The organism is Streptomyces sp. NPDC029044, from assembly GCF_040637495.1.
In the GTDB taxonomy this organism is placed as follows: Bacteria; Actinomycetota; Actinomycetes; order Streptomycetales; family Streptomycetaceae; genus Streptomyces.
In genome coordinates this window covers 105850-131302 of the sequence record NZ_JBEZWN010000006.1, presented here as the reverse complement: position 1 = coordinate 131302, position 25453 = coordinate 105850, and the positions used below count along the sequence as shown (strand labels likewise).

27 protein-coding genes are annotated in these 25453 nt (G+C 70.9%); 3 read left to right on the top strand and 24 right to left on the bottom strand.

From position 1 onward, the window contains the following. Positions 1 to 102: 102 nt before the first annotated feature. Together tsf and rpsB are read right to left on the bottom strand one after the other, a co-directional pair. Positions 103 to 939, bottom strand: coding sequence for a translation elongation factor Ts (gene tsf, locus AB0E85_RS08210; protein ID WP_351631616.1), 837 nt, complete (start codon positions 937 to 939; stop codon positions 103 to 105). A 184-nt stretch (positions 940 to 1123) separates the two neighbouring features. Then, on the bottom strand, positions 1124 to 2014 hold the full coding sequence (gene rpsB, locus AB0E85_RS08205; RefSeq protein ID WP_361923888.1) for a 30S ribosomal protein S2: 891 nt from the start codon (positions 2012 to 2014) through the stop codon (positions 1124 to 1126). Between the two features lie 273 nt (positions 2015 to 2287). On the opposite strand from rpsB, the gene AB0E85_RS08200 reads away from it, so the two are divergent. After that, on the top strand, positions 2288 to 2878 hold the full coding sequence (locus tag AB0E85_RS08200; protein ID WP_361923886.1) for a M23 family metallopeptidase: 591 nt from the start codon (positions 2288 to 2290) through the stop codon (positions 2876 to 2878). Positions 2879 to 2938: 60 nt separating this feature from the next. On the opposite strand, the gene AB0E85_RS08195 is transcribed toward AB0E85_RS08200, so the two are convergent. The 18 genes from AB0E85_RS08195 to proS all read right to left on the bottom strand — a co-directional run bounded on the left by AB0E85_RS08195 (position 2939) and on the right by proS (position 17524). After that, entirely contained in the window at positions 2939 to 3496 is a 558-nt protein-coding gene (locus AB0E85_RS08195) for a TetR/AcrR family transcriptional regulator (protein WP_107459265.1), read from the bottom strand. Positions 3497 to 3589: 93 nt separating this feature from the next. Beyond that, on the bottom strand, positions 3590 to 4432 hold the full coding sequence (gene whiG, locus AB0E85_RS08190) for an RNA polymerase sigma factor WhiG (protein WP_361923884.1): 843 nt from the start codon (positions 4430 to 4432) through the stop codon (positions 3590 to 3592). A 272-nt stretch (positions 4433 to 4704) separates the two neighbouring features. Further along, positions 4705 to 5865: a DNA-processing protein DprA gene (gene dprA, locus AB0E85_RS08185; RefSeq protein WP_361923882.1), complete on the bottom strand. Its 1161-nt coding sequence runs from the start codon at positions 5863 to 5865 to the stop codon at positions 4705 to 4707. After that, a complete protein-coding gene (locus tag AB0E85_RS08180) occupies positions 5862 to 7481 on the bottom strand; it encodes a YifB family Mg chelatase-like AAA ATPase (protein WP_361923880.1) in 1620 nt (539 codons plus the stop codon). Before AB0E85_RS08180 ends, dprA begins: the two co-directional genes overlap by 4 nt. Continuing rightward, positions 7482 to 7883 carry a YraN family protein gene (locus tag AB0E85_RS08175; RefSeq protein WP_361923878.1) on the bottom strand — a complete coding sequence of 134 codons (402 nt, stop codon included), beginning with the start codon at positions 7881 to 7883 and terminating at the stop codon, positions 7482 to 7484. Between the two features lie 58 nt (positions 7884 to 7941). Continuing rightward, positions 7942 to 8250, bottom strand: a complete 309-nt coding sequence (locus tag AB0E85_RS08170; protein WP_161368193.1) for a DUF2469 domain-containing protein — start codon at positions 8248 to 8250, stop codon at positions 7942 to 7944. A gap of 56 nt (positions 8251 to 8306) precedes the next feature. Then, the gene (locus AB0E85_RS08165; protein WP_361923875.1) at positions 8307 to 8831 is read right to left on the bottom strand and encodes an NUDIX hydrolase; all 525 of its coding nucleotides are present in this window, start codon (positions 8829 to 8831) and stop codon (positions 8307 to 8309) included. Next, entirely contained in the window at positions 8821 to 9600 is a 780-nt protein-coding gene (gene lepB / locus AB0E85_RS08160; RefSeq protein ID WP_361923873.1) for a signal peptidase I, read from the bottom strand. The genes AB0E85_RS08165 and lepB (AB0E85_RS08160) overlap by 11 nt, the downstream gene beginning before the upstream one ends. 51 nt (positions 9601 to 9651) lie before the next feature. After that, positions 9652 to 10614, bottom strand: coding sequence for a signal peptidase I (gene lepB / locus AB0E85_RS08155; RefSeq protein WP_361923871.1), 963 nt, complete (start codon positions 10612 to 10614; stop codon positions 9652 to 9654). Continuing rightward, the gene (gene lepB / locus AB0E85_RS08150; protein ID WP_361923869.1) at positions 10502 to 11593 is read right to left on the bottom strand and encodes a signal peptidase I; all 1092 of its coding nucleotides are present in this window, start codon (positions 11591 to 11593) and stop codon (positions 10502 to 10504) included. Before lepB (AB0E85_RS08150) ends, lepB (AB0E85_RS08155) begins: the two co-directional genes overlap by 113 nt. Continuing rightward, on the bottom strand, positions 11586 to 12311 hold the full coding sequence (gene lepB, locus AB0E85_RS08145) for a signal peptidase I (protein WP_361923867.1): 726 nt from the start codon (positions 12309 to 12311) through the stop codon (positions 11586 to 11588). The genes lepB (AB0E85_RS08150) and lepB (AB0E85_RS08145) overlap by 8 nt, the downstream gene beginning before the upstream one ends. A 45-nt stretch (positions 12312 to 12356) precedes the next feature. Beyond that, positions 12357 to 12707, bottom strand: a complete 351-nt coding sequence (rplS, locus tag AB0E85_RS08140; protein ID WP_053668736.1) for a 50S ribosomal protein L19 — start codon at positions 12705 to 12707, stop codon at positions 12357 to 12359. A gap of 134 nt (positions 12708 to 12841) precedes the next feature. Then, complete coding sequence (gene trmD, locus AB0E85_RS08135) at positions 12842 to 13675, bottom strand: tRNA (guanosine(37)-N1)-methyltransferase TrmD (protein WP_361923865.1); 834 nt, start codon at positions 13673 to 13675, stop codon at positions 12842 to 12844. Beyond that, on the bottom strand, positions 13675 to 14217 hold the full coding sequence (gene rimM / locus AB0E85_RS08130) for a ribosome maturation factor RimM (protein WP_184564768.1): 543 nt from the start codon (positions 14215 to 14217) through the stop codon (positions 13675 to 13677). Before rimM ends, trmD begins: the two co-directional genes overlap by 1 nt. Positions 14218 to 14301: 84 nt before the next feature. Next, positions 14302 to 14541 (bottom strand): RNA-binding protein, encoded by a 240-nt coding sequence (locus tag AB0E85_RS08125; protein WP_003973401.1) that lies wholly within the window; start codon positions 14539 to 14541, stop codon positions 14302 to 14304. Between the two features lie 2 nt (positions 14542 to 14543). Beyond that, the gene (gene rpsP, locus AB0E85_RS08120; protein WP_184850422.1) at positions 14544 to 14963 is read right to left on the bottom strand and encodes a 30S ribosomal protein S16; all 420 of its coding nucleotides are present in this window, start codon (positions 14961 to 14963) and stop codon (positions 14544 to 14546) included. Positions 14964 to 15255: 292 nt separating this feature from the next. Further along, positions 15256 to 15858 carry a hypothetical protein gene (locus AB0E85_RS08115; protein ID WP_031107038.1) on the bottom strand — a complete coding sequence of 201 codons (603 nt, stop codon included), beginning with the start codon at positions 15856 to 15858 and terminating at the stop codon, positions 15256 to 15258. Between the two features lie 250 nt (positions 15859 to 16108). Further along, on the bottom strand, positions 16109 to 17524 hold the full coding sequence (gene proS / locus AB0E85_RS08110) for a proline--tRNA ligase (RefSeq protein WP_361923862.1): 1416 nt from the start codon (positions 17522 to 17524) through the stop codon (positions 16109 to 16111). Positions 17525 to 17723: 199 nt separating this feature from the next. On the opposite strand from proS, the gene AB0E85_RS08105 reads away from it, so the two are divergent. Together AB0E85_RS08105 and AB0E85_RS08100 are read left to right on the top strand one after the other, a co-directional pair. Next, entirely contained in the window at positions 17724 to 18578 is an 855-nt protein-coding gene (locus AB0E85_RS08105) for a methyltransferase domain-containing protein (protein ID WP_361923860.1), read from the top strand. 136 nt (positions 18579 to 18714) lie between these two features. Continuing rightward, positions 18715 to 19317, top strand: coding sequence for a hypothetical protein (locus AB0E85_RS08100; protein ID WP_361923858.1), 603 nt, complete (start codon positions 18715 to 18717; stop codon positions 19315 to 19317). 76 nt (positions 19318 to 19393) lie between these two features. On the opposite strand, the gene ffh is transcribed toward AB0E85_RS08100, so the two are convergent. The 4 genes from ffh to AB0E85_RS08080 form a co-directional block, all read right to left on the bottom strand. After that, positions 19394 to 20944, bottom strand: a complete 1551-nt coding sequence (ffh, locus tag AB0E85_RS08095; protein ID WP_361923856.1) for a signal recognition particle protein — start codon at positions 20942 to 20944, stop codon at positions 19394 to 19396. 81 nt (positions 20945 to 21025) lie between these two features. After that, positions 21026 to 23473: a [protein-PII] uridylyltransferase gene (locus tag AB0E85_RS08090; RefSeq protein ID WP_361923854.1), complete on the bottom strand. Its 2448-nt coding sequence runs from the start codon at positions 23471 to 23473 to the stop codon at positions 21026 to 21028. Between the two features lie 38 nt (positions 23474 to 23511). Next, the gene (locus tag AB0E85_RS08085; protein ID WP_003993253.1) at positions 23512 to 23850 is read right to left on the bottom strand and encodes a P-II family nitrogen regulator; all 339 of its coding nucleotides are present in this window, start codon (positions 23848 to 23850) and stop codon (positions 23512 to 23514) included. Then, the gene (locus AB0E85_RS08080) at positions 23847 to 25187 is read right to left on the bottom strand and encodes an ammonium transporter (protein WP_361923852.1); all 1341 of its coding nucleotides are present in this window, start codon (positions 25185 to 25187) and stop codon (positions 23847 to 23849) included. The genes AB0E85_RS08085 and AB0E85_RS08080 overlap by 4 nt, the downstream gene beginning before the upstream one ends. Positions 25188 to 25453: the final 266 nt, after the last annotated feature.

Genomic DNA, 25453 nt, shown 5'->3' with positions numbered 1-25453 from the left:
GGCCTCCTTGTCAGATCTGCTGTCGTCCGCCACTCATGTGACGGCGTACGCGGACGACTGCTGTCGACCCTATAGGGGTCGGGCGTCGAGCGCGGTACGGACTCAGATGCCGACCTTGATGCGCGAGAAGCGCTTCAGGGTGACACCGGCCTCGTCCAGGACCTTCTGGACGGACTTCTTGTTGTCCAGCGCGTACGGCTGGCCGAGCAGCGTGGCGTCCTTGAAGAAGCCGTTGAGGCGACCCTCGACGATCTTCGGCAGGGCGGCCTCGGGCTTGCCCTCGGCGCGGGTGGTCTCCTCGGCGACGCGGCGCTCGGACTCGACGACCTCGGCCGGCACGTCCTCCTTGGAGAGGTACTTCGGCGCGAAGGCGGCGATGTGCTGGGCGACGCCCTTGGCGATCTCCGCGTTCGGCTTGTCCAGCTCGACGAGGACACCGATCTGCGGGGGCAGGTCGGGCATCGTGCGGTGCATGTACGCCGTCACGAAACCGTCGGAGTACTGCGCGAAGCGGTCCAGGACGATCTTCTCGCCCAGGTTGGCGTTGGCCTCGTCCACGAACGCCTGGACGGTCTTGCCGGCCTCGATCTCGGAGGCGAGCAGGGCCTCCAGGTCGGCCGGGGAGGTCTTGGCGACGTGCTCGGCGATGGTCTTGGCCACGGCCTGGAACTTGTCACCCTTGGCGACGAAGTCCGTCTCGCACTTCAGCTCGACGAGGACGCCGGAGGAGTTGTCGTCGGCGATGATCGAGACCACGGCGCCGTTCTCGGCGGAGCGGCCCTCGCGCTTGGCGACGCCCTTCTGGCCCTTGATGCGGAGCGCCTCGACGGCCTTCTCGACGTTGCCCTCGGCCTCGTCCAGCGCCTTCTTGCAGTCCATCATGCCGGCGCCCGTGAGCTCACGGAGCTTCTTGACGTCGGCGGCGGTGTAGTTCGCCATGAGTCTGTGAATCTCTCTCGAAGTCTGGAAGATCGAAGATCTGCGGAATCTGCGGTTGCGCCCCCATGGAGCCGGAGGGCGCTGTCCTTCCGCTGACCTACGGGTGAACGGCGGGAGCGGACTTCACCGCGCCGAAGGCGCTGATGATGCAGACCGCTCCCGCCGTCACCACGGGACTGACGGGTCAGGCCTGCTCGGCCTCGGCCGGCTTGTCGCCCTCGGCCGGCTTCTCGGCCTCGGCGGCCGGAGCAGCCTCGGCGGCCGGGGCGGCCTCGGCGGCGGGGGCGGCCTCGTCGGCCTTCTTCTCGCCCTCGAGCAGGTCGCGCTCCCACTCGGCGAGCGGCTCGCCGGCGGCCTTCTCGCCCTTGCCCTCGGTGGCGACACCGCTGCGGGCGATGAGGCCCTCGGCGACGGCGTCGGCGATGACGCGGGTGAGCAGGGTGACGGAGCGGATCGCGTCGTCGTTGCCCGGGATCTTGTAGTCGACCTCGTCGGGGTCGCAGTTGGTGTCGAGGATCGCGACGACCGGGATGTTCAGCTTCCGGGCCTCACCAACGGCGATGTGCTCCTTCTTGGTGTCCACGATCCAGACGGCGCTGGGCACCTTCTGCATCTCGCGGATACCGCCGAGGGTCTTCTCCAGCTTGGCCTTCTCGCGCGAGAGCACGAGAAGCTCCTTCTTGGTCAGACCGGACGCGGCGACGTCCTCGAAGTCGATCTGCTCGAGCTCCTTGAGGCGCTGCAGACGCTTGTAGACGGTCGAGAAGTTGGTGAGCATGCCGCCCAGCCAGCGCTGGTTGACGAAGGGCATGCCGACGCGGGTGGCCTGCTCGGCGATGGCCTCCTGCGCCTGCTTCTTCGTGCCGACGAACATGACCGTTCCGCCGTGGGCGACGGTCTCCTTGACGAACTCGTAGGCGCGGTCGATGTACGACAGCGACTGGAGCAGGTCGATGATGTAGATGCCGTTGCGCTCCGTGAAGATGAAGCGCTTCATCTTCGGGTTCCAACGACGGGTCTGGTGACCGAAGTGGACGCCGCTCTCCAGCAGCTCCCGCATCGTGACGACGGCCATGGCCGTATCTCCTTGGATTTCTCGGTTGTGCCGCGGATGCCGGACGGCTTCCGCGCCTGACGCCCACTGCGCGCCGTTCCACGAGGGACCGAGGGGCGCTGACACGGGCCCGTTGCCGGGGTCCGTGTCGGGGCGTGCGAAGTCGACCCGATGGCTCGGGTCGCCACCAGAAGTGTACGGGACCCGCGGGGCGCCGGGTGACGCCGTTGTCCACAACCGCGCGGCCACCCACAGCCGCGAGCGGTGGCACCGGCACTCCGGGACGCTTTCCGCATGCGAGCGAACCGATGTGTGCGCGTCTGCGCACGCCTGATCCTGCTGCTGATGGTCACGGCGACGGCCCTGCTGGCCCCGCCGCCACCGCTGTTCGCGGCGGACACGCCCCCCGCGGACGCCGACGTGCCCGCGATGGGCCGCACCTGGCCCGTCGGCCTGCGCCCCCGGGTCCTGCGGGGCTGGGAGCCCCCGGTGACGGCCTATGGGCCGGGCCACCGGGGCGTGGACCTGGCGGCGCCCGTGGGCACACCGGTTCGAGCGGTGACCGCGGGCCGGGTCTCCTTCGCGGGCCGGGTGGCCGGCAAGGGGGTCGTCTCGGTGGACCTCACGGGGACGGGCGATCCGCCCTTGCGCACGACATACGAACCGGTGAGTGCGACGGTCGAGGAGGGCGAGGAGGTGGCACCGGGTGCGGTGATCGGCACGGTGGACGCCAGCGGCTCGCACTGCTCGGCGGCCCCGTGCGTCCACTGGGGGCTGCGCCGCGGCGAGGTGTACCTGAACCCGCTGTCGCTGCTGCCGCCGTGGCTCCTGCACCGAGGCCCGTCACGGCTGCTTCCGGTGCCGGTCACCCGGCCGCCCCGCTGAGGGCACCCGGCCCGGCCCCGGCACCGTCAGCCCCCGAGGCCCCGCCCCGGACCAGCGTCGTCAGCCCCGCACACCCCGCAGAGCCATGGAAACCGCCGCGTCGACGATGGCGGCCGGCTCCTCCGCCGCCCCCAGCTCGATCCTCCGTACGGCCGCGTCCACGACCCCCTGCAACAGCATCGCCGCCAGCCGGGGCTGCGCATGCCCCAGCTCGCCGAGTGCCTCGACGATCATCGCGACCAGACCGCCGTGCGCCGCCCGGATCTTCTCCCGCGCCCCCGCGTCGAGTTCACTCGCGGAGATCGCGACCACGGCCCGGTGCCGCCGGTCCCCGACCAGCTCCAGCTGCCGGCGCACATACGCCTCGACCTTGGCCTCGGCCGTCTCCGCGCGCTCCATCGCCGCCGACACGTCCGCCGCCCAGACCGGGAAATCGACCTCGCACAGCTCCTCGACCACGGCCGCCCGCGACCGGAAGTACTCGTAGACGGACGAGCGCGCCAGGCCCGTCCGCTCGGCGAGGGCCGGGAAGGTCAGCGCCTCCGTACCGCCCTCGGACAACAAGGAACGAGCCGCGTCCAGCAGGGCGGCTCGCTGCATCGACCGGTGCTCGGCCACGGAGGCCGCTCGAATCCTTGGCACGTCAACACTCTACGGACGCGTCCCGCCGTACGGGAGTGCTTGACGCCGGCCCGAGAACATCCGGCCTGGTCAGCGGCCGAAGCTCGCCAGCTTCGCTCTCAGCTGGAGCACCGACTTGGTGTGGATCTGACTGACCCGGCTCTCCGTCACACCCAGCACGTTCCCGATCTCGGCCAGGGTGAGGCCCTCGTAGTAGTACAGCGTGACCACGGTCTTCTCCCGGTCGGGCAGGGTGTTGATCGCCCTGGCCAGGAACCTCCTCAGCTCCCGGTCCTCGGCGACCTCGACGGGGTTGTCGGCGGCGGTGTCCTCCAGCGTGTCCATGACGCTGAGCCCGTCGCCGCCCTCACCGCTGCCGTGCAGCAGCTCCTCCAGGGCCACCACGTTGGCCAGCGACAACTGGCTGAACACCGCGTGGAGATCCTCGACGGCGATGCCCATCTCGCAGGCCACCTCGCCCTCGCTCGGGGTACGCCGCAGCCGCGCCTCCAGCGTGGCGTACGCCCGCTCCACGTTGCGGGCCTTCTGCCGCACCGAGCGGGGGATCCAGTCCAGCGCCCGCAGTTCGTCGATCATCGCGCCCCGGATCCGGGTGATCGCGTACGTCTCGAACTTGATCTCGCGGTCGATGTCGAACTTCTCGATCGCGTCGATCAGTCCGAACACCCCGGACGAGACGAAGTCCGCCTGCTCGACGTTGGACGGCAGGCCCACGCTGACCCGTCCCGCGACGTACTTCACGAGTGGCGAGTAGTGCAGGATCAGCTGCTCACGCAGCCGCTCGTCCCCCGTCGCCTTGTACGACCGCCACAGCTCGTCGAGCGTCGAGGGAGCGGGCGGCCGCACGCTGCCACCGTCACGGGCGGCTGGGGGGATCGCCGCCCGGTCGGACCCGGAGGTGTGCTGGGGCATTCGTCGCCTTGTGCCGTTCTGCTGCGGAGTGGTGCTGCTGAGGTGAGCTGTCTGTCTGATGTCGAGTTGCCTGTCCGTGTCGGGATCCTCGTGAGCGTAGCGTGACTGCGGCGTCGCGGTGCGCGAAGGAAGGAGGCCGAGGCGGGCGCGGAAACGTTCCCGAGGGCGTCTCGCGCGGGCCCCGCGGCGGCCCGGTGTGATCACCCGAAGGCCTCAACTGGGCGCATTTCCAAGGGGTGTAGCGGTTCCCCCGGACGGCCGAACAGGCACGGTCAACCCGGCCCGCGACCGTCGCGGACCGACATCACCGCCTGGCGTGTCAACTTCCAGCCGTCGCCGTGTCGTTCGACGTAACCGAGTGCTCGCAGTTCGTACAGTCTCGCGATCGCGTCGTCCTGAGTGGTCTGCGCGGAGCGGGCGATCTCGTCCGGCCGGGCCTCCCCGCGCCCGGGCAGTGCGGCGAGCACCTGCCGGGTGGCGGGTTCCAGCAGGTCCCGGGGCAGGACGGGGCCGCGCCGCTCGGGGGCCAGTTCTCCGATGTCACCGACCAGTTCGACGACGTCCGCGACGTCGGTGACCAGGGCGGCCTCTCCGCGCAGCAGATCGTGCACCCCGGCGGAGAGCCCGCTGGTGGCGGGTCCCGGCACGCCCATCGTGTGCCGGCCGAGGCGCTGTGCCGCCCGCGCGGTGACCAGGGAGCCGCTGCGGTGGGCGGCCTCGACGACGACCGTGCCGCGGGTGAGTGCCGCGATCACTCTGTTGCGCAGGATGAACCGGCTCGGTGTCGGGTGGTCGCCGGGCGGCAACTCGCCGATCACCAGTCCCTGTTCGGCGATCCTGCCGATGAGCTGGGTGTGGCCGCGCGGGTAGGGCCGGTCGACGCCGCAGGCGAGGACGGCGACGGTCGCGCCGCCGGCTCCGAGCGCTCCGCGATGGGCGGCGCCGTCGACTCCGTAGGCGCCGCCGGACACCACGACCCAGCCCTGCTCGGCGAGCCCTGCGGCGAGGGTCGCGGCCATGTGAGCCCCGTACTCGGTGCAGGCCCGGGCGCCGACCACGGCGACCGATCTCAGCGCCCACATCCGCAGACTGGGCCGTCCGCGCACCCACAGCCCCAGGGGCCGGGCATCTCCCAGATCGTCGAGCTGCCCCGGCCACTCCGCGCTCCCCGGAGGTACGAACCGCACTCCGGCGTCCCGGGCGGCCTCCAGGTCCCGGTGCGGCAGGGCTGTCCTCGCCCTGGCCACCAGCCCGGCCCACTTCTTCCCGCTCGCGCCCGGCAGAGGGGCTGCTCCCTCCCCGAGCCGCCGCACCACTTCCGCGACGCCGAGTTCCCGCACCCACCGCCCGCCCGTTTCGTCGCCGGGCTCGATGACGCGGGTGAGCAGGACCCGGGCGAGCAGCTCGCCGCCCGGTTCGTCGTCGAGGCTCATGTCAGCGCCCCGATGGCCATGGGGACGCCTCGCGGGACTCCGGTGCGCAGCTGGAGTGCGAGAGCGACGTCCGTGGCGTCGGGCCGGTCGTGGCCGACCAGGTCGGCGACCGTCCAGGCCACGCGCAGGACACGGTCGAGGCCGCGGGCGGTCAGGACGCCCCGCTCCAGGTTCCGCTCGGCCTCGTCCATCGCGCCCGGCACGGCGTACCAGCGGCTGCGCAGCTCGCGGCCGGGCACCTCGCTGTTGGTGCACCACGGGGTGCCGGCGAGGCGGCCCGAGGCCCGTTCGCGAGCCGCCCTGACCCGGTCGGCGACCGTCGCGGTCGACTCGCCCCTGGCGCCGGAGGCGGTCAGCTGGGTGCGGGTGACGCGGTCCACCTCGACGCGCAGGTCGACCCGGTCCAGCAGCGGGCCGGAGAGCCTGGCCTGGTAGCGGCGGATGGCCGAGGGAGGGCATTCGCACAGGTCGTCGCGCTGCGAGAACCTGCCACACGGGCAGGGATTGGCCGCGAGCACCATCAGGAACTTCGCCGGGAAGCGCACGACTCCCGCACTGCGCGCGATCACGACGTGCCCCGCCTCCAGCGGCTGCCGCAGCGCGTCCAGGGCATGGCTGCTGAATTCCGGCGTCTCGTCCAGGAACAGCACCCCGCGATGGGACAGGGACACCGCGCCGGGCCGCGCGACGCCCGGGCCGCCGCCGACGAGTGCCTGCATGGTGGCCGAGTGGTGCGGCGCGCAGTAGGGCGCGACGTCGATCAGCGGCTTGCCCGGGGGCAGCAGACCCGCCACCGAGTGGACGGCGGTGACCTCCAGCGACTCCTGGCGGCCGAGCCTGGGCAGGATGGCCGGCAGCCGCTCGGCGAGCATCGTCTTGCCGGCGCCGGGCGGCCCTTCGAGGAAGAGGTGGTGCCCGCCGGCCGCGGCCACCTCCACCGCCGTGCGCGCAGACGTCTGGCCCACGACGTCCGCCAGGTCGTGGTCGTGCTGGGCCGCGCCGACGCTGTGCATGCCGGTGACCGCGCCGGCCCCGGGCATGCGCAGCCCGGCGAGCAGGGGGTCCGGGCGGCCCTGCCCGTCCGGATCCTCGTCGGGCACCGGTTCGTCGGCCAGTACGGCGATCAGCTGCCGCAGGCTGCGGACGCCCAGCACCGACACGCCGGGCACGAGCGACGCCTCGGCGGCGGCGCACTCCGGCACCACCACCTGCTCGTACCCGGCGCCGGCCGCGGCGAGGACCGCCGGCAGCACCCCTCGCACCGGCCGCACCCGGCCGTCAAGACCGAGTTCGCCGATCATCACGATGTCGGCGAGGACGCGCGGGTCGATGCGCTCCGCCGCGCCGAGGACCGCCGCCGCAACGGCCAGGTCGAAACCGCTGCCGGACTTCGGCACCGAGGCCGGACTCAGGCCGACGGTGAGCTTCTTCTGCGGCCAGGCCGCGCCGGAGTTGACGACCGCGGCGCGTACCCGGTCCCGGCTCTCCGTGAGGCTCTTGTCGGGCAGCCCCACCAGCGTGAACGCCGCGACGCCGGGTTCCAGATCGGCCTGGACCTCGACGACCACGCCCTCGACGCCCACCAGCGCCACGGAACACGTACGGGCGAATGCCATTCAGGCCACCCCCCGCACGTGCTCGACCACGGCGGCGCCGCGGGCGGGCAGCAGGACCCCGACCACGTCGATGCGGACTCCGCCGGGCGGTGCGCCCCCGTGTGTCTGGATCCACCGTTCGGCCAGGTCCCGCAGCCGCCCCGCCTTCTGCGGGGTCACGGCCGCCATCGGATGCTCGAAGGGACCTTCCCTGCGGGTCTTCACCTCGCAGACGACCAGGACGTCCCCGTCCGTGGCCACGATGTCGATCTCGCCGGTGCGGCCGGAGCGCCAGTTGCGCTCCAGGATCGTCAGGCCGGCCTCGGTCAGCCGCCGCGCGGCCAGACCCTCCCCGTACTTGCCCATGGCACTGCGTGCCAGATGTGCGGTCATGTCGGCACCACCTCCGGTGCCAACGATCACGCAGCCCCGACCAAGAAATTGATCTTGGTGGGTTACTCAGCGGTTGTGGACAACCCCGTCACCCGCTCGGCATCTCCAGGTCGCTCTTGTTCAGCTCCTCGATGTTCACGTCCTTGAACGTGAGGACCCGGACCTGCTTCACGAAGCGGGCCGGCCGGTACATGTCCCAGACCCAGGCATCCGCCATGGACACCTCGAAGAACACCTCACCCTGGACCGAGTGCACCTGCATCTCGTAGTCATTGGTCAGGTAGAAGCGCCGCTCGGTCTCGATCACGTATTTGAACAGACCGACGACATCGCGGTACTCCCGGTAGAGCTTCAGCTCCATCTCGGTCTCGTACTTCTCGAGGTCCTCGGCGCTCATGGCATGTTCCCCTTCAGCCGTGCGATCCCCCCATTGTGCGCCAGTCCCGTGAGCCCCTAGACGATTTCCGGGTCAAGGATCACAGGCCTGGCCGGGGGACCTTCGTCGAGCAGCGTGCGCAGCAGCCCGGCGAGTCTGGTCGGATACACCGTCTCATGTGCCCGGCTCAGTTCCGGACACGTCCACCAGCGCGCTCCGGCGACACTGCGCCGTTCCAGCTCGGTCAGTCCGGTGGCGGCCACCGCCGTACGGTCCGTGCGGGCCAGGTAGTACCACTCGTCCTGGTCCCAGCGGCGTCCGGCGAACGGGAAGGAGCACCTCCGCCGCCACAGCACCGGGCCGAGCTCCACCTCGGTGATGCCCGTCTCCTCGGCGAGTTCCCGCAGGGCGGCCTGTTCACGGGTCTCGTCCCCCTCCACACCACCGCCGGGGGTGAACCACCAGTCGTCGGCCGGATCGTCCGGCTCGTGCCCGTGCAGCAGCAGGATGCGGTCCCGCGGGTCGAGCAGCACGACCCGGGCGACCTTGCGCAATCCGCCCGCGTAGGTGTCCTGGCCCGCTCCCGCAGCCTCAGCGGGCACCTGCGGTCTCCGCGCTCTCCCGTCGGGCCCGGGCGGCGCCGGTGCGCTTGGCGACGGGTCCATAGGCGCCTCCGCCCAGGACGAGCACCGCGCCGGCGATCACGAGGAGCGTGATCGTCCGCAGCGGGCCGGGCGAGGAGAGGGCGCCGAGCGGCTCGAAGCCGGTGGGGCGCTCCAGCATGCCCTTCATCGGCCACACGACGGAGTCGACACGGGCGTCCACGGCCGAGCGCGCCACCGTGCCGCTGGCGGCGTCGGTCAGGTGGGCGGTGGAGTCCACGGAATTGCCGCGCTCGTCACCGAGCAGGAAGAGGCGGCCCTTGGGGACGGTCACGGTCGGGAAGTTGCTCATCTCGGCCGGAGTGCCCTTGGGCAGGTACGTTTCGTCGATCTCCTTGCCGTTGACCTTCAGCCTGCCGTCCTGGCAGCAGGAGACCGTGTCGCCGCCGACGGCGACCACCCGCTTGACCATGGGCGCGTTGGCCCAGGTCGCGTCCTTGAAGACCACGACGTCACCGCGGCGCACCTCGCCACCGTCGACGCGCTGCGCCAGGATCCGGTCGCCCGCGTCGATCGTCGGCGTCATCGAACTGGTGGGGACGGTGTACGGCCGGTAGACCACCGCTCCCCAGGCGAACCCGCCGAGGAACAGCACAAGGCCCAGTGCGACGGCCAGCCCGGACAGTCGCTGTCCGGTCCGGCTGCCCACCGGGCCCGTCCCTGAGCCGCCGCTGCGCGGGGCCGTGTGCGTCATGCTCTCGCCACCCATGGGTCCGCACCCTACCCGGGGGTACCGGCCGGGGTCAGCCCATGGTCGGGATCACTGCTTCCGGCGACGCCAGAGCACCACCGGCACCACGCCGAGGAGCGCGATCCCCTGCGGTGCGACCGGCAGGCCCGCCGCGTTCGGCTGGGCGTTCAGGCCGGACTGGTCGAAGGTGTCCGGCACCGGCAGGGTGTCCCAGCGGTTGATCGGCCAGGCGACGACGACGGCGCGCCCGACGACGTCCTTCACCGGGACCATGCCGTGGTGCTTGTCGGCCTGCTGGTAGCGGGAGTCCCGCGAGTTCTGCCGGTGGTCGCCCATGACCCAGATGAAGCCCTTGGGGACCTTCACCTTGAACTGGCCGCCCTGGTCGTCGACGCTGCACGGCGTGTTGCCCGCGTAGACGTACGACCGCTCGTCCAGCGCCTTGCCGTTGACCGTGAGCGGGCCGGTGCCCTTGCACTCGATGGTGTCGCCGCCGACGCCGATGACGCGCTTGATGAGGTCCTTCTCCTCCGCGGACGGCATGAGGCCGATCCAGCTGAGGAAGGTCTGAAGGGCGTTCGGGTCCGTGGTCGGCTCGCCTGCCAGCCAGTTGTCCGGGTCGTGGAAGACGACGACCTCGCCGCGCTCGGGCTCGGAGCCGAACCAGGGGGTGAGTTTGTCGACCAGGACACGGTCGCCCTGCTGGAGGGTGTTCTGCATCGAGTCGGAGGGGATGGAGAACGCCTGCACCAGGAAGGTCTTGATCAGCAGCGCCAGTACCAGCGCGATACCGATCAGGATGGGCAGCTCCTTCCAGAAGGAGCGCGGCTTCTTCGGTGTCCGGGCCGGTCCGCCCGGCCCCTGGTCCTCGGCTGTCGTGTGTTCGCCCGTCACCCTGCCGTCCTCGGCTGCCCCGGAGTCACTCCCGGAGGTCACGGCGCTGTCCGCGGCCGGGACGGCGGATTCCGCGGGGCGTCCGCGGTGCTCCTCGCCGTCGTGTCCGGACCGTGCGCCAACCGCCACATCCCCCACGCCAACTCCTCACTGTGTGCCGCCGCCTGCCCCATACGCGGCGCAGGCCCACCACTCCCATAACGAGCGGGAGTTCCGCAGGGGTCGGGAGCTGGATCGTTCCGTTCGAATCGTAGGAGGCAACCCTATGCGACAGTTCGGGAGCAGCGGTCGACCCGGTGGCCGAGTCGGACACGGAGGCGTAGGTATTCGGTTCCTCCAGCATGTTCCAGTGTCCGAAGGGCCAGGCGATGACCATGGCGCGGCCCACCACCTCGTCCTCGGAGACCGTGCCCCCGTAGTCGGTGTCCTGGTGGGCGCGGGAGTCCGCGGAGTTGTTGCGGTGGTCGCCCATCACCCACAGCCGCCCCTGGGGGACGGTGATGTCGAACTGCGTGTCGGACGGGGCGATGCCGGGGTACAGGTAGTCCTCGATCAGCGGGACGCCGTTGACGGTCACGCGCCCCTGCGTGTCGCAGCACTTGACGCGGTCGCCGCCGACGCCGACAACCCGCTTGATGAGGTCCTTCTCGTTCTCGGACGGCAGCAGGCCGATGAAGGTGAGCCCTTCCTTGACCTGTTTGATGACGACGGGGTCCGACTTCTGCTTGGTGGGCTGCTCGTCCTGGAGCCAGCCGCCGGGGTCCTTGAAGACGACGACGTCCCCGCGCTGCGGCTTCGAGCCGAACCACGGGGTGAGCTTGTCGACCAGGACGCGGTCGCCGATCTGGATCGTCTGCTCCATGGAGCCGGACGGGATGACGAACGCCTGCACGAGGAACGTCTTCAGCACGAGCGCTATGAGGACGGCGACGCCGACGAGGAGCGGTATCTCCTTCACGGCGCCGCGCCTGCGGCGCCGCTTGACCTTGCGCTGGAGCTTGCGCCGCTCGGCACGCGTCCGGCCGCTGGAGGCTCCTGCGGCGCGCCGGGCGCCGGTGGGCAGCAGGTTCTCCGCGGGGCTCGCGGGGACGCCGCGCGGTTTGCCGCGGTTACCCATGGGCGCCCGCCCTTCCCGCGGCGGGCACGCGCGCGTAGGCGTCGGGGCGGTGCAGCCGGGTGGCGTGGCCGAAGGGCCAGACGATCCAGTCGGCGCGTCCGACGACGTCGCCGACGGGGATCATGCCGCCGCCCGGCGAGCCGAGGTGGTCGCGGGAGTCGCTGGAGTCGCTGCGGTGGTCGCCGAGGACGAAGAGGGTGCCGCCGGGCACGACGACGTCGAAGGGCACCGTGGACGGGCTGTCGCCGGGATACAGGAAGCCCGACTCGTCGACCGGCCGGCCGTTCACCTGGATCCTCCCCTCCCTGTCGCAGCAGACCACGCGGTCTCCCCCCACACCGACAACGCGCTTGATGTAGTCCGCGTGCCCGAAGTACCCGGTCCCGTCGAACACGACGATGTCTCCCCGCTGCGGCACGGCACCGAAACGGTACGCCAACTTATTTACGAGAACCCGGTCCCCGATCCTCAATCCCGGTTCCATGGATCCGCTGGGGATCTGGAACGGGCGCAGCACGAACGTGCTGAGCAGCAGCAGGAACAGCAGGCAGGCGAGCAGGGTGAGGGTGATCCGGCCGCCCGGTACCCAGGAGCCGATACGCGACACCAACGTGAAACGCGACCGGTCCTCCGGCCCTGCGGCCTCCGAGGTGGTTCCCCCGGATGCGGAAGGGCGGGAGGAGCGGTCGCGCTCCGTCGGCTGTGCTTCGGTGTCCATCGGAGCCAGATGTTATCCGGCCCCGGTGTGAACCCCGGAGAGCGCTCAGCTCTCGCGCTTCTCCTTGATCTTCGCGGCCTTGCCGCGCAGCTCGCGCAGGTAGTACAGCTTGGCGCGACGGACGTCACCCTTGGTGACGAGCTCGATCTTCTCCACGATCGGGGTGTGCACCGGGAAGGTGCGCTCGACGCCGACGGAGAAGGAGACCTTGCGGACCGTGAAGGTCTCGCGCACGCCGGCGCCCTGGCGGCGGATCACAACGCCCTTGAACTGCTGCACACGGGAGCGGTTGCCCTCGATGACGCGGACGTGGACGTTGACGGTGTCGCCCGGGCGGAAGGCGGGGACGTCGCTGCGCAGCGACGCGGAGTCGACGGTGTCGAGCAGGTGAGACATGAGTCTGCTTTCCTCGCTGATGCCACAGGTCATCAACGGAAACTAGGTGTTTCGGATCAGGGGTGTGCGGGTCGGGGCGGACGTCGTCTCCCCCTGTGGCAGGGGCGCACGCCGGACGGACGCACAACAGCTGGCTATTCTTCCACGCCGTCGGCCCTGCGCCAAAATCGGCCGTACGGCTCCCCCGCCGGGTCGGGCGCCCAGCCGAGGATGGAGAGCATCTCGCGGTCCTTCTTGTCGAAGGCCTTGGGGTCGCACCGCTCGATGAGGTCGGGCCGGTGCGTGGTGGTGCGCTTCAGGGCCTCGTCGCGGCGCCAGCGGGCGATCTTGCCGTGGTGACCGCTGAGCAGCACGTCGGGGATGTCCCGGCCACGCCACTCGGGCGGCTTGGTGTAGACGGGCCCCTCCAGCAGGCTCGCCATCGCGCCGGGCGCGAAGGAGTCGTCCCGGTGGGACTCGGCGTTGCCCAGGACCCCGGGCAGCAGCCGCGCCACCGCCTCCGTGACGACGAGGACGGCCGCCTCGCCGCCGGCCAGGACGTAGTCCCCGATGGACACCTCGAAGACCGGCATCCGTGTCGCGTACTCGTCGACGACGCGGCGGTCGATGCCCTCGTAGCGGGCCGGGGTGAAGATCAGCCAGGGGCGCTCGGAGAGCTGGACGGCCAGTTCCTGGGTGAAGGGACGGCCGCTGGGCGTGGGCACGATGAGGGCGGGCGCCCGGGAGCCGGTCTCGTAGCCGTCGGCCAGGACGGAGTCCAGCGCGTCCCCCCACGGCCCGGTCTTCATGACCATGCCGGGGCCACCGCCGTACGGGGTGTCGTCGACGGTGTTGTGACGGTCGTAGGTCCAGGAACGCAGGTCGTGGACGTGCACGTCGAGCTGTCCACGCGTGCGTGCCTTGCCGACGAGGGAGACGTTCAGCGGTTCCAGGTACTCGGGGAAGATCGTGACGACGTCGAGGCGCATTACGACTCGTCCCGGCTGGAGGCGATCTCCGCGCGGTCGTCGATCAGTCCCGGCGGCGGGGTGATGACGGCCTTCTGCTCCTCCAGGTCGATCTCCCTGACGATCTCCTCGACGAAGGGGATCATCACCTCGCTGCCGTCGGGGCGCTCCACGATGAACAGGTCCTGGGTGGGCAGGTGCGAGATCTCCGTGATCCGGCCGACCTCGGTGCCGTCCGCGGTGACCACGTCGAGGTCGATGAGCTGGTGGTCGTAGTACTCGTCCTCGCCCTCGGGCAGTTCCTCCGGGTCGACCTCGGCGATCAGGAGGGTGTTGCGCAGGGCCTCGGCGCCGCTGCGGTCGCTGACGCCCTCGAAGCGCAGCAGGAGGCGGCCGCTGTGGACGCGGCCCGTCTCGATGGTGAGGGGTCCCGCGGAGGCGGGATCGGTGGTGAGTACGGCGCCGGGGCCGAGCCTCAGCTCCGGCTCGTCGGTCCGCACCTCGACGGTGACCTCACCCTTGATGCCATGGGCACGGCCGATCCGTGCGACTACCAGCTGCACGTGTCCAATCTCCTGTCATACGACTGCGGGCCGGGAACGGCCCTGTGGCCGTCCCCGGCCCGAGCCGGTGCTGCTGCGAATGCGTCAGCGGACGTGGTCCACGTCGACGAGGTCGACGCGGACACCGCGACCGCCGATGGCGCCCACGACGGTACGCAGGGCGCGTGCGGTGCGGCCGTTGCGGCCGATCACCTTGCCGAGGTCGTCCGGGTGGACCCGGACCTCGAGCACACGGCCGCGGCGCAGGTTGCGCGAGGCGACCTGCACATCGTCAGGGTTGTCGACGATGCCCTTCACGAGGTGCTCGAGAGCCTCCTCGAGCATGCTCAGGCCTCGGTCGAAGCGGACTCAGCGGCGGCGTCGTCCTTCTTCTCAGCCTTCTTCTTCTGGGTGATGGCCTCACCCTTGCCCTCGTCCTCGCCGCCGATGGCCTCGAAGGAGGGGCGCGCGGCCTTCTCCGGCTGCGTCAGCAGCGGAGCCGGGGCGGGCTCGCCCTTGAACTTCTGCCAGTCGCCGGTCTTCTTGAGGATGGCCATCACGGGCTCGGTCGGCTGGGCGCCGACACCGAGCCAGTACGCCACGCGCTCGGCGTCGACCTCGATCACCGACGGGTTGTACGTCGGGTGGTACTTGCCGATCTCCTCGATGGCCCGGCCGTCACGGCGGGTACGGGAGTCGGCGACGACGATGCGGTAGTGAGGCGAACGGATCTTGCCCAGACGCTTCAGCTTGATCTTGACTGCCACGGGAGTGGGTTCTCCTGGTTTTGACGTGGTTGGGCACGGCGGAAACGCCGCGTGGGGTTGCGGTACCCGAGTGCCCGATGGACGCGTCAGCCGGAGGCGAGAGGGTTCCTGTGCGGCTGTCGAGTACAGCTAGCCATTGTGCCACACCCTGGAGGTCGCTCCGGGCCGGGGTCCTGCGCCGGTGTGCAGGCACACCGAGGGCGCACCCGGCGCGGAGGTGGGGCACGACGGGTGCGCGACACGGCCCGAGCCCTCGCCGACGACCGGCAGCCACGAGTTGCCGGTGGAGGCGTCAGCTCGCTACCGCTCCCACGACGTCCGGGATCCGGAACGGCTTGCCGCAGCCGCCGCAGACGATCGGGGCCTGGGCGAGGACCGACGGGACGACCCGGACGTTGCGGCCGCAGTCGCAGACCGCCTTGACGCGGACGCCGCCGCCGGAGGAGCCGTGCCGGGCGGCCGGGCCCCGGAAGGTGCGGGAGGTGTCGGAGGAGGTCGCCGCGGTGTGGGCCTTGAGGGCACGCTGGAGCCGCTCCATCGTCGGGCGGTAGCGGCGTTTGGCCTCGGGGGTGAGCGTGACCAGGGAGAAACCGCTGCTGGGATGCGGTTCCTCGGGGTGGTCCAGGCCCAGCTCCTCGGCGATCGCGAGGAATCTGCGGTTGTGGTAGCGGCCGGCACGGGAGGTGTCGCGGACGCCGCGCGAGGCGGCGATGCCATGGACTGCCTCATGGAGCAGTCGCTCGAAGGAGAGCTCGTGACCGCACGCGGACGACGACTCCCCGATCAGGGACTCTGGCGCGGCAAGGTCGGGCAGCTCGGGGTGGTACCGCTGAATGTCGGCCCACGCCTGTGCCAGCTCTGCGGCGAGAACAGGTGGTGTCTGTGTCGTGCTCACGTAATGACAACGAGCCGGGGTGCCTCAGTGTTCCGATTCCGGGCCATCCCAAATAATTTGCACGTACCCGTCAGTTGCCTCTGATGCGTCCCGACGAGGGCGGGTGCGCTGATCTGTGGAGAAGCCTCGCAGCTCACCACAAGGTGGTGCGTAGTCCCGCGTACGCACCGGCGCGTAAGCGAACCACGCGCGCCGGGGTACCAGAGGTCCGCGGGTACGCAAGAGGCGTTTCGGCCGCCTGGAGCGCTGCTCAGTAAGCGCGTGCGACGACCGCGACGTTACCGGGCGCGTCATCGGCGTCCGGCACCGACCCGTCCTCGGCGACCAGACACCGTACGGTCACCGCGTGCTCGGCGAGTTCGGCCTCGCCCTCCTCACCGAGCACGGCCCACGGGATGCGCGCCCAGCCCCCCGCCGTGGCGGCCTCGACGGCCTCCGCCAGGGTCGAGACCTCGGCCGTACGGGACTCCCGGCGCTCGCGGGACTGCCGGAGCAGCAGCGCCTGGTCCTCTTCGAGGACTTTGGGGAGCAGCCCGGCCAGGTCGTCCAGCGCCACCGGCTCCTTGCCTCCCGGGATGCGGCGGGCCAGCATCGCGGTGCCGCTCTCCAGGTCACGCGGGCCGATCTCGATGCGGACCGGTACGCCCTTGAGCTCCCAGTCGACGGCACGGCGGCCGAAGGGGGTGTCGGTGCGGTCGTCGACATGGACGCGGACGCCGGCCGCCTTGAGCCGGTCGCCGAGCTCGCGGACTTTGGCCAGAACCGCTTCGTCGCCCTTGATCGCCAGTACGACGGCCTGGATCTGCGCCAGCCGCGGCGGGACGCGCAGCCCGTTGTCGTCGCCGTGCATCATGACCAGGGCGCCGATCATGCGGGTGGTGGAACCCCAGGACGTCTGCCAGACCAGCTCCTGCCGGCCGTCCCTGGACAGGTACCGGGTGTCGAAGGCCTTGGCGAAGTTCTGGCCCAGCTCATGGCTCGTCGCCATCTGGAGGGCCTTGCCGTCGCCCATCATGCCTTCGAGCGTGAGGGTGTTGATGGCGCCCGCGAACCGCTCCCTGACGGTCTTGCGGCCGGGGACGACGTCCATGGCGAGGACGTTCAGCATGAAGTCCTCGTACACCTGCCGGTGGATGTGCGCGGCGAAATCGCGCGCCTCCTCGTAGCCGGCGTGCGCGGTGTGGCCCTCCTGCCAGAGGAACTCGGACGTCCGCAGGAACAGGCGGGGCCGCAGTTCCCAGCGCACGACGTTCGCCCACTGGTTGATGAGCAGCGGCAGGTCGCGGTAACTCTGCACCCACTTCGAGAAGTACTCGTTGATGATCATCTCGGAGGTGGGACGGACCACGGCGGGCTCTTCGAGCTGCTTGCCGCCGCCGTGGGTGACCACGGCCAGCTCGGGCGCGAAGCCCTCGACGTGGTCGGCCTCCCGGGCGAGGTACGACTCGGGGATCAGCAGCGGGAAGTAGGCGTTCTGGGTGCCCGTCTCCTTGATGCGGGCGTCCATCTCCGCCTGCATCCGCTCCCACAGCCCGTATCCGTACGGTCGGATGACCATGGTGCCGCGCACCGGACCGTTGTCGGCGAGCTCCGCCTTGGTGATCAAGTCCTGGTACCAGCGCGGGAAATCGTCCGCCCGGGAGGTGAGAACGGGTGCCTTGGCCATGCCGGGATGGTACGGGCCCAGGTTGCCGGAATGTGAAATCTCGCCATAGGCACATGACAACTCACAAGCCCTGCCGCATTCCACTGGACGACAGGTCGAGGGGGGAGTTTCCTGGCATACGGGGGTAGTGCGAGCGCACTGTCACGGGGGCCATGGAATCGGGCAAGAGGCAACTCTCGGCGGATTGGGGCGCTTACTTATGACACCTACGCTCGTGCGGCAGCACCTGCCTCACGCGGGGGCCGCACCCCGCGTGGACCTGCGTGCACGCGCGCGTGACTGGTCCGAGATCCAGGAGCGGATGCTCGTACCGCTCTACGAGGCCGTCTACGAGCGACTGGAAGTGGGTCCTGCCACGCGGCTGCTCGGCCTCGGCTGCGGTTCCGGACTCTCCCTGCTGATGGCCGCCGCCCGGGGAGCGGCGGTCACCGGTGTCGACGCTTCCCCCGAAAGAATGACCCTGGCACGGGAGCGGCTGCTGCCCGGGACGCCGGGCACGCGGACGGGTCCGGACGCCCGGCTGGTCGACGGCACGCCCCGGGACACCGCGGTGCCGGGCGCTCCCGGGTACACCCTGGTGACGGCCTTCGAGCCGATCGGGTGCCTGGCGGGCGACTCGGAGGGGCTGGGCGGGCTGCTCGCGGAGGCGACACCGCTCACCCAGCGCGGTGCGGCCGTGGTGCTGGCCGGCTGGGGGCCGCCGGAGCGCTGCGCCACGGCGTCCGTGATGCGCGTGGCCACGAAGCTGGCGGAGCCGCTGCGCACCTCGGGCAGCTGGCGTCCCGCCTGCCGTGACGACCTGGAGGACGTCGCCCAGCGCGCCGGGCTCAGGCCGGACGGCTCGGGGCGGGTGGCGTGCCCCTTCGGCTACGCCGATGTGGACAGCGCGGTGCGCGGCCTGAAGTCGACGGGACTGTTCGACGCGGCGACGGCGGCCACGGACCAGGTGCAGGTGGACAAGGAGCTGACCGAGGCCCTGCATCCGCACCGGCGCCAGGACGGCACGGTGTGGATGCCGAACGTGTTCCGCTACCTGATCGCCCGGACACCCTGACGAACGGGCTTCCGATGCAGGTGTGAATGGTGTGAAGAAAGCACCAAGGGGTTCTTCTGGTTTCACCAAGTGGATCATGAACGCCTAATGTGATCCACCGCTCGGGGGACCTACACATCTGCATACAGGAGCTGCTGTGCCGCACCATCAGACCGCGCTGCGCCTCGTCGCGCCCGTCGCCGTCCTCGCTCTGACGCTCACCGCCTGCGGAGGCGGCGACGACACCGCCGACGCGAAGAGCACGGGCACCGCCCAGGCCAAGGCCTCGCCGTCGCCGGAGCCCACCTCCGGCGGCGAGATGGGGGCCGGCGAGAGCGCGACGGGCAAGGTCGCGGAGGACCCGGGCGAGGTCACCTACGAGGTCCTGGCGCAGAAGGTCGACGTGGGCACCGAGGCGGAGGCGGCGAAGGCCGTCTCGGAGCCCGGCAAGGTCAAGGGCAAGGTGCTGGCCGTCGCGCACCTGAAGTACACGCACAAGAGCGGGCCCGCCCTCACCGAGGGCTCCGACGTGCACGACGGCACCACGGTCTTCGCCGACGGGCAGCGCGGCACCGTCCTCATCGGCGCCTCCGAGGACGCGGCGGGCTGCGAGGACCCGTACGACGTCGAGAGCTGGAAGCAGGGCGAGAGCCATGTCTTCTGCGAGACGTACGTGGTTCCGGCGAACGCCAAGAGCATCGAGGTCCACTGGGCCGAGGAGGACGGCGAGCCGTACATCTGGAAGTTCCCGAACGGCTGACCGGCGAGCCGCCTGCACCACCGAGGGCGCCCCCCTCCAGAAAGGGGGGCGCCCTCGGTGCGGTTCGGGCGGGACGTCAGCCCATGAACTTCTTGAACTCGTCGGGGAGTTCGAAGTCCTTGCCGCCCTGCTGCGGCAGTCCGAAGGCGCCGCCGCCCTCGGCCGCGGCGGCCCGGCGGGCGGCCTCCTCCTGCTCCTGCTGCTTGCGCTTCATCGGGTTGCCGGAGCGCTGCTTGCCCTTGGCCTGCTTCTGCTTCTTCTTCGTCCGGCCGGGGCCGCCGCCCATGCCGGGCATCCCCGGCATCCCGGGCATGCCGCCGCCCTGGGCCATGCGGGACATCATCTTGCGGGCCTCGAAGAACCGCTCGACCAGGTTCTTGACCGCGCTGACCTCGACGCCTGAGCCCCTGGCGATACGGGCACGGCGCGAGCCGTTGATGATCGTCGGCTCCTGGCGCTCGGCCGGGGTCATCGACTTGATGATGGCGGCCGTGCGGTCGACGTCCCGCTCGTCGAGGTTGTTGATCTGGTCCTTCATCTGGCCCATGCCGGGCAGCATGCCGAGCAGCTTGGAGATGGAGCCCATCTTGCGGACCTGCTCCATCTGGGCCAGGAAGTCGTCCAGCGTGAAGTCCTGGCCCTTCTTGGACGCCAGCTTGGAGGCCATCTTCTCGGCCTCTTCCTGGCTGAACGTCTTCTCCGCCTGCTCGATCAGGGTGAGCAGGTCACCCATGTCGAGGATGCGGGAGGCCATCCGGTCAGGGTGGAAGGCGTCGAAGTCGTCGAGCTTCTCGCCGTTGGAGGCGAACATGATCGGCTTGCCGGTGATCTGCCGGATCGACAGGGCCGCACCACCACGGGCGTCACCGTCGAGCTTGGAGAGCACCACGCCGTCGAAGCCCACGCCGTCGCGGAAGGCCTCGGCGGTGTTGACGGCGTCCTGACCGATCATCGCGTCGACGACGAACAGGATCTCGTCCGGGGAGACGGCGTCGCGGATGTCCGCGGCCTGCTGCATCATCTCCTGGTCGATGCCGAGGCGGCCGGCGGTGTCCACGATCACGATGTCGTGGACCTTGGACCTGGCGTGCTCGAGGGAGTCCTTGGCGACCTTGACCGGGTCACCGACGCCGTTGCCGGGCTCGGGGGCGTAGACGCTGACGCCCGCGCGGTCGGCGACGACGCTGAGCTGGTTCACGGCGTTGGGGCGCTGGAGGTCACAGGCGACCAGGAGCGGCGAGTGGCCCTGCTCCTTCAGCCAGCGGCCGAGCTTGCCCGCGAGGGTGGTCTTACCGGCACCCTGCAGACCCGCCAGCATGATCACGGTGGGGGGCTGCTTGGCGAAGCGCAGACGCCGGGTCTCGCCGCCGAGGATGGTGACCAGTTCCTCGTTGACGATCTTGAGGACCTGCTGGGCGGGGTTCAGCGCCTTGCTGACCTCGGCTCCGAGAGCACGCTCCTTGACGTTCTTGATGAACGTCCGGACGACAGGAAGCGCCACGTCCGCTTCGAGGAGCGCGATCCGGATCTCGCGCGCCGTGGCGTCGATGTCCGCCTCGGAGAGCCGTCCCTTGCCGCGCAGGTTCTTGAAGGTCGCTGAGAGGCGATCGGAAAGAGTATCGAACACGGCGCTCGCGGTCCTCGGGGTCGGTGGCTACAGGGAATCGCCCTCCAGGGTATCCCGGCGTGACAAGTCGCCGGGTCGGCCTCACCCCCGCAGTGTCTCCTCCAGCTTCCGCGCCACCGACGCCGCCTCGTCGCCGGGCAGGGGCGCGCCCTCGGGGCCGGTCACGTAGAAGGCGTCGACGGCGTTGGCGCCGAGGGTCGAGACGTGCGCGCTGCGTACCTGCACGCTCGCGTCCTCCAGGGCGCGGCCGATGCGGAACAGCAGGCCCGGCGCGTCCTGCGAGCGGACCTCGATCACCGTGGCCAGCCGGGAGGCGGCCGGGTGGACCGACACCCGGGCGGCGGGGGCGACCACGCCCCGGCGGCGCGGATAGGCCGCGTCCCGTTCGGCGAGGCGGCCGGCGATGTCCAGGGAGCCGTCCAGGGCCCTGACCAGGTCCGAGCGCAGCCGGGCGGCCTGCGGCAGCGAGCCGTACTCGGCGGCGACCCGCCAGTCCAGCAGCAGCACGGACCCGTCGACGCCGTCGGGGAGATACAGGGAGCGCAGCTCGGCCGTGCGTACGGTCAGCCGGTGCATGGCGAGGACACCGGCCACCGCGGGCAGCACCCCGGGCTGGTCCGGGACGGCGATGAGCAGCTCCACACCGAGGGGCTCCGGGTCGCCGGACGGTTCCTGCCCGGCGGACGGCTCGGTCTGGGCCCGCAGCGAGAGCACCGGACTGCCCGTCGCCGCCGCCTCCAGGGCGAGCCGCTCCTGCTCGGCGGTCGGCGCTGCCTCCTCGGGGTCGTCCGGGGCGTCGCCGGCGAGCACCGCCGAGACCCGCTTGACCAGGTCGGCGACGAGCGAGCCGCGCCAGGACGACCAGGCGGCCGGGCCGGTGGCGAGGGCGTCGGCCTCGGTGAGCGCGTGCAGCAGCTCCAGGGTGCCCTGGGAACCGACGGCCTCGGCGACGGAGCGCACGGTGGCCGGGTCCTCCAGGTCGCGCCGGGTGGCGGTGTCGATGAGCGTGAGGTGGTGCCGTACGAGGGTGGCGATGACGGTCACGTCGTGGCGGTCGAAGCCGATGCGGGCGGCCACGTCCTTGGCGATGATCTCGCCGGCCACGGAGTGGTCCCCGGGCCAGCCCTTGCCGATGTCGTGCAGCAGCGCGGCGACCAGCAGCAGGTCGGGGCGGCTGACCCGGCGGGTGAACTCGGAGGCACGCACCGCGGTCTCGATCAGGTGCCGGTCGACGGTCCACAGGTGCACGGCGTTGCGCTGCGGGCGGCAGCGCACCCGCTCCCAGTCGGGCAGCAGCCGGGTGATCAGCCCCTCGGCCTCCAGCGCCTCCCACACCTCGATGGTGGGGCGGCCGGAGCCGAGCAGGGTGACGAGCTGTTCACGGGCCTCGGCGGGCCAGGGCGTGGGCAGCGGGCGCACGGTGGCCGCCAGGCGCCGCACGGCGTGCAGGGAGAGCGGGAGGCCGGCCTGCGCGGCGGCAGCGGCGGCGCGCAACGGCAGCACGGGGTCGCGCTCGGGGCGCGCGGCGCGGGCGAGCACCACCTCGCCGTCCTGCTCCACCACGCCCTCGGCCAGCGGGGACCGCTCGGCGGTCGGCTTCCCGCCGCCCAGCATGGCGCGCAGCCGGGGACGCACGGCGCGCGAGCGCAGGACGCGCCCCACCTCACGCCAGGTGACGTCGCTGGCGTACGAGACGAGCCGCGCCGCCTCGTACACCTGCCGCAGCAGCGTGTCCGCGTCGAGCAGGCCCAGCTCGGCGGCCACCTGGTCCTGCTCCTGGAGCGCGAGCCGGTCGGTGGCGCGCCCGGTGGCCAGGTGCAGGGCGTCCCGGACGTCGAGGAGCCGGCGCCGGGCGTCGGAGAGGCCCTCACGCGGGGCGTCGGCGAGCCAGGAGGCGGCCACGGCCCGCAGAGCGGTGGCGTCCCGCAGCCCGCCGCGGGCCTCCTTCAGGTCGGGCTCCAGGAGGTACTGCAACTCACCCTGGCGCTCGGCGCGCTCGGCGCACAGCTCCTGGAGTTCGGGGAGGCGCTTGGGCGCCTGGTTGCGCCAGTCGGCCAGGACGGCCGTGCGCAGGGAGGCGGTGAGGCCGAGGTCGCCGGCGATGTGCCGGGCGTCCAGGAGGCCGAGCTGCACCTTGAGGTCCTCGCCGGCGGTCTTGCGGGCCTCGGCGGGGGTGCGGACGGAGTGGTCGAGGTCCAGGCCCAGGTCCCACACGGGGTACCAGAGCCGGTCGGCGAGGGCGGCGACCGCCTTGGTGTCACCGCCGTCGTGCAGCAGGAGCAGATCGAGGTCGCTGCGCGGGGACAGCTCGCCGCGCCCGTAGCCGCCGACGGCGACCAGCGAGGCCCCGCGCAGTCCCTCGGCGCCCGCCGCGAACAGACCGGTCAGCCATTCGTCGGTCAGTTCGGCCAGGGCCGCACGGCGCGGCGGCCCGGACCGCGTCTCCTCGGTGAGGAGACGCAGCCGGGCCGCCGCGTAGCCGCTGGGTCCCGAGTCCTCTGCTTCCTTCTGCACGTCCGTACCCGTCACCCAGCGACTCCTGTTCGGTTTGCCTGCCTCAAGGGCCTTCAGAGCGCGTCGGGACCGCGTTCGCCGGTCCTGACCCGTACCGCCGTGTCGACCGGGATGGACCAGACCTTGCCGTCACCGATCTTGCCGGTGCGGGCCGCCTTGACCACCACGTCGATCAGCTGCTCGGCGTCGTCGTCCTCGACCAGGACCTCGATGCGGATCTTGGGCACCAGGTCGACGGTGTACTCGGCACCGCGGTAGACCTCGGTGTGGCCCCTCTGACGACCGTAGCCGCTGGCCTCGGTGACCGTCAGGCCGTGTACTCCGAAGGCCTGGAGGGCCTCCTTGATCTCGTCGAGCCGGTGCGGCTTCACGACGGCGGTGATGAGCTTCATGCGTCCACCTTCTTGCTCGCGGCCGCGGCGACCGGGGCCGTGGCGGCGGTCTTGGCGGCACCGCCACCGGCGCCGCTGAAGTCGTATGCGGTCTCGGCGTGCTCGGCCTGGTCGATGCCGGCGACCTCGTCGTCCTCGGGGACCCGCATGCCCATGGTCTTGTCGAGGATGAAGGCCAGGATCGCGGAGACGATCAGGGAGTAGGCGAGCACCGCGAAGACACCGGCGCACTGCTTCCAGAACTGGGTGAGGCCGCCGCCGTAGAAGAGGCCCTCGACGGTGGACTGGCCCTTGCCGCTGGCGAAGAGGCCGATCAGCAGGGAGCCGGCGACGCCGCCGACCAGGTGGACGCCGACGACGTCCAGGGAGTCGTCGTAGCCGAACTTGTACTTCAGGCCGACGGCCATGGCGCACAGCACACCGGCGATGGCGCCGACGGCGATCGCGCCGAGCGGGGTGACCGCGCCGCCGGCCGGGGTGATGGCCACCAGGCCGGCGACCGCGCCGGAGGCGGCGCCCAGCGTGGTGAACGCGCCGTGGCGGATCTTCTCGTAGATGAGCCAGGCCAGCATGGCGGCGGCGGTGGCGACCTGCGTGTTGACGAACATCAGCGCGCCCACGCCGTCGTCGTTGCCCAGCCAGGAGCCGGCGTTGAAACCGAACCAGCCGAACCAGAGCAGACCGGCGCCGAGCATGACCAGGGGCAGGCTGTGCGGGCGCATCGGGTCCTTCTTGAAGCCGACGCGCTTGCCGATGACGAGGATCACGCCGAGCGCCGCGGCACCGGCGTTGATGTGCACCGCCGTACCACCGGCGAAGTCGATGACGCCCAGTTCGAAGGCCCAGCCGCCGGTGCCCCAGACCCAGTGCGCGACCGGGAAGTAGACGACCGTGGCCCACAGGGCGATGAACAGCGCCCAGGCGCTGAACTTCACGCGGTCCGCGAGGGCGCCGCTGATCAGGGCGGGGGTGATGATCGCGAACATCAGCTGGAAGACCAGGAACACGAAGACCGGGATGGTGTAGCCGGGCCACAGCTCGGTGAGGCCGATGTTGCCGAGGCCGACCCAGTCGGAGTTCCAGCCGATGAGGCTGCCGGAGTCGGTGCCGAACGCCATGGAGAAGCCGTACAGCACCCACAGGATGGTGACGATCCCGAGGCTGATGAAGCTCATCATCAGCATGTTCAGGGTGCTCTTGACGCGGACCATGCCTCCGTAGAAGAAGGCCAGACCCGGGGTCATGAGCATCACCAGGGCGGAACAGATGAGCATGAACCCTGTGTTCGCGGCAGAGAGCTTGGGCGCCTCTGCGGCAAGGGTGATGGCTGGTGCCATCGGCGTCTCCTCGTCATTGGTACGGCCCCGTGCGGGCGAAGCCTCGAGCGGAATGAGGGGCGGGCCGGTTATGCGCCACGAGATTGGCGCAGCGCGGTTTCGGTCGAAGCCCCTCGTTGTTTCGCGGCCGTGACGAAGGCGCGTTCTGTGTTACGCGTCGATGAACTGCCGGATCGCGGACGAGCCGATCGTTATCGTGGCGCAACCTTCGGCTTCAGGCAGCCGTGGGCACACAGACCGGCCGCGGTCGGCCTTCCGATGACCTG

Excerpts from the sequence above, each read along its gene's own strand:
- tsf (WP_351631616.1), bottom strand. The coding sequence starts at position 939 with ATGGCGAACTACACCGCCGCCGACGTCAAGAAGCTCCGTGAGCTCACG.
- rpsB (WP_361923888.1), bottom strand. The coding sequence starts at position 2,014 with ATGGCCGTCGTCACGATGCGGGAGCTGCTGGAGAGCGGCGTCCACTTC.
- AB0E85_RS08200 (WP_361923886.1), top strand. The coding sequence starts at position 2,288 with ATGCGAGCGAACCGATGTGTGCGCGTCTGCGCACGCCTGATCCTGCTG.
- whiG (WP_361923884.1), bottom strand. The coding sequence starts at position 4,432 with ATGCCCCAGCACACCTCCGGGTCCGACCGGGCGGCGATCCCCCCAGCC.
- dprA (WP_361923882.1), bottom strand. The coding sequence starts at position 5,865 with ATGAGCCTCGACGACGAACCGGGCGGCGAGCTGCTCGCCCGGGTCCTG.
- AB0E85_RS08180 (WP_361923880.1), bottom strand. The coding sequence starts at position 7,481 with ATGGCATTCGCCCGTACGTGTTCCGTGGCGCTGGTGGGCGTCGAGGGC.
- AB0E85_RS08170 (WP_161368193.1), bottom strand. The coding sequence starts at position 8,250 with ATGAGCGCCGAGGACCTCGAGAAGTACGAGACCGAGATGGAGCTGAAG.
- lepB (WP_361923873.1), bottom strand. The coding sequence starts at position 9,600 with ATGGGTGGCGAGAGCATGACGCACACGGCCCCGCGCAGCGGCGGCTCA.
- lepB (WP_361923869.1), bottom strand. The coding sequence starts at position 11,593 with ATGGGTAACCGCGGCAAACCGCGCGGCGTCCCCGCGAGCCCCGCGGAG.
- lepB (WP_361923867.1), bottom strand. The coding sequence starts at position 12,311 with ATGGACACCGAAGCACAGCCGACGGAGCGCGACCGCTCCTCCCGCCCT.
- rplS (WP_053668736.1), bottom strand. The coding sequence starts at position 12,707 with ATGTCTCACCTGCTCGACACCGTCGACTCCGCGTCGCTGCGCAGCGAC.
- trmD (WP_361923865.1), bottom strand. The coding sequence starts at position 13,675 with ATGCGCCTCGACGTCGTCACGATCTTCCCCGAGTACCTGGAACCGCTG.
- AB0E85_RS08125 (WP_003973401.1), bottom strand. The coding sequence starts at position 14,541 with ATGCTCGAGGAGGCTCTCGAGCACCTCGTGAAGGGCATCGTCGACAAC.
- proS (WP_361923862.1), bottom strand. The coding sequence starts at position 17,524 with ATGGCCAAGGCACCCGTTCTCACCTCCCGGGCGGACGATTTCCCGCGC.
- AB0E85_RS08105 (WP_361923860.1), top strand. The coding sequence starts at position 17,724 with ATGACACCTACGCTCGTGCGGCAGCACCTGCCTCACGCGGGGGCCGCA.
- AB0E85_RS08085 (WP_003993253.1), bottom strand. The coding sequence starts at position 23,850 with ATGAAGCTCATCACCGCCGTCGTGAAGCCGCACCGGCTCGACGAGATC.
- AB0E85_RS08080 (WP_361923852.1), bottom strand. The coding sequence starts at position 25,187 with ATGGCACCAGCCATCACCCTTGCCGCAGAGGCGCCCAAGCTCTCTGCC.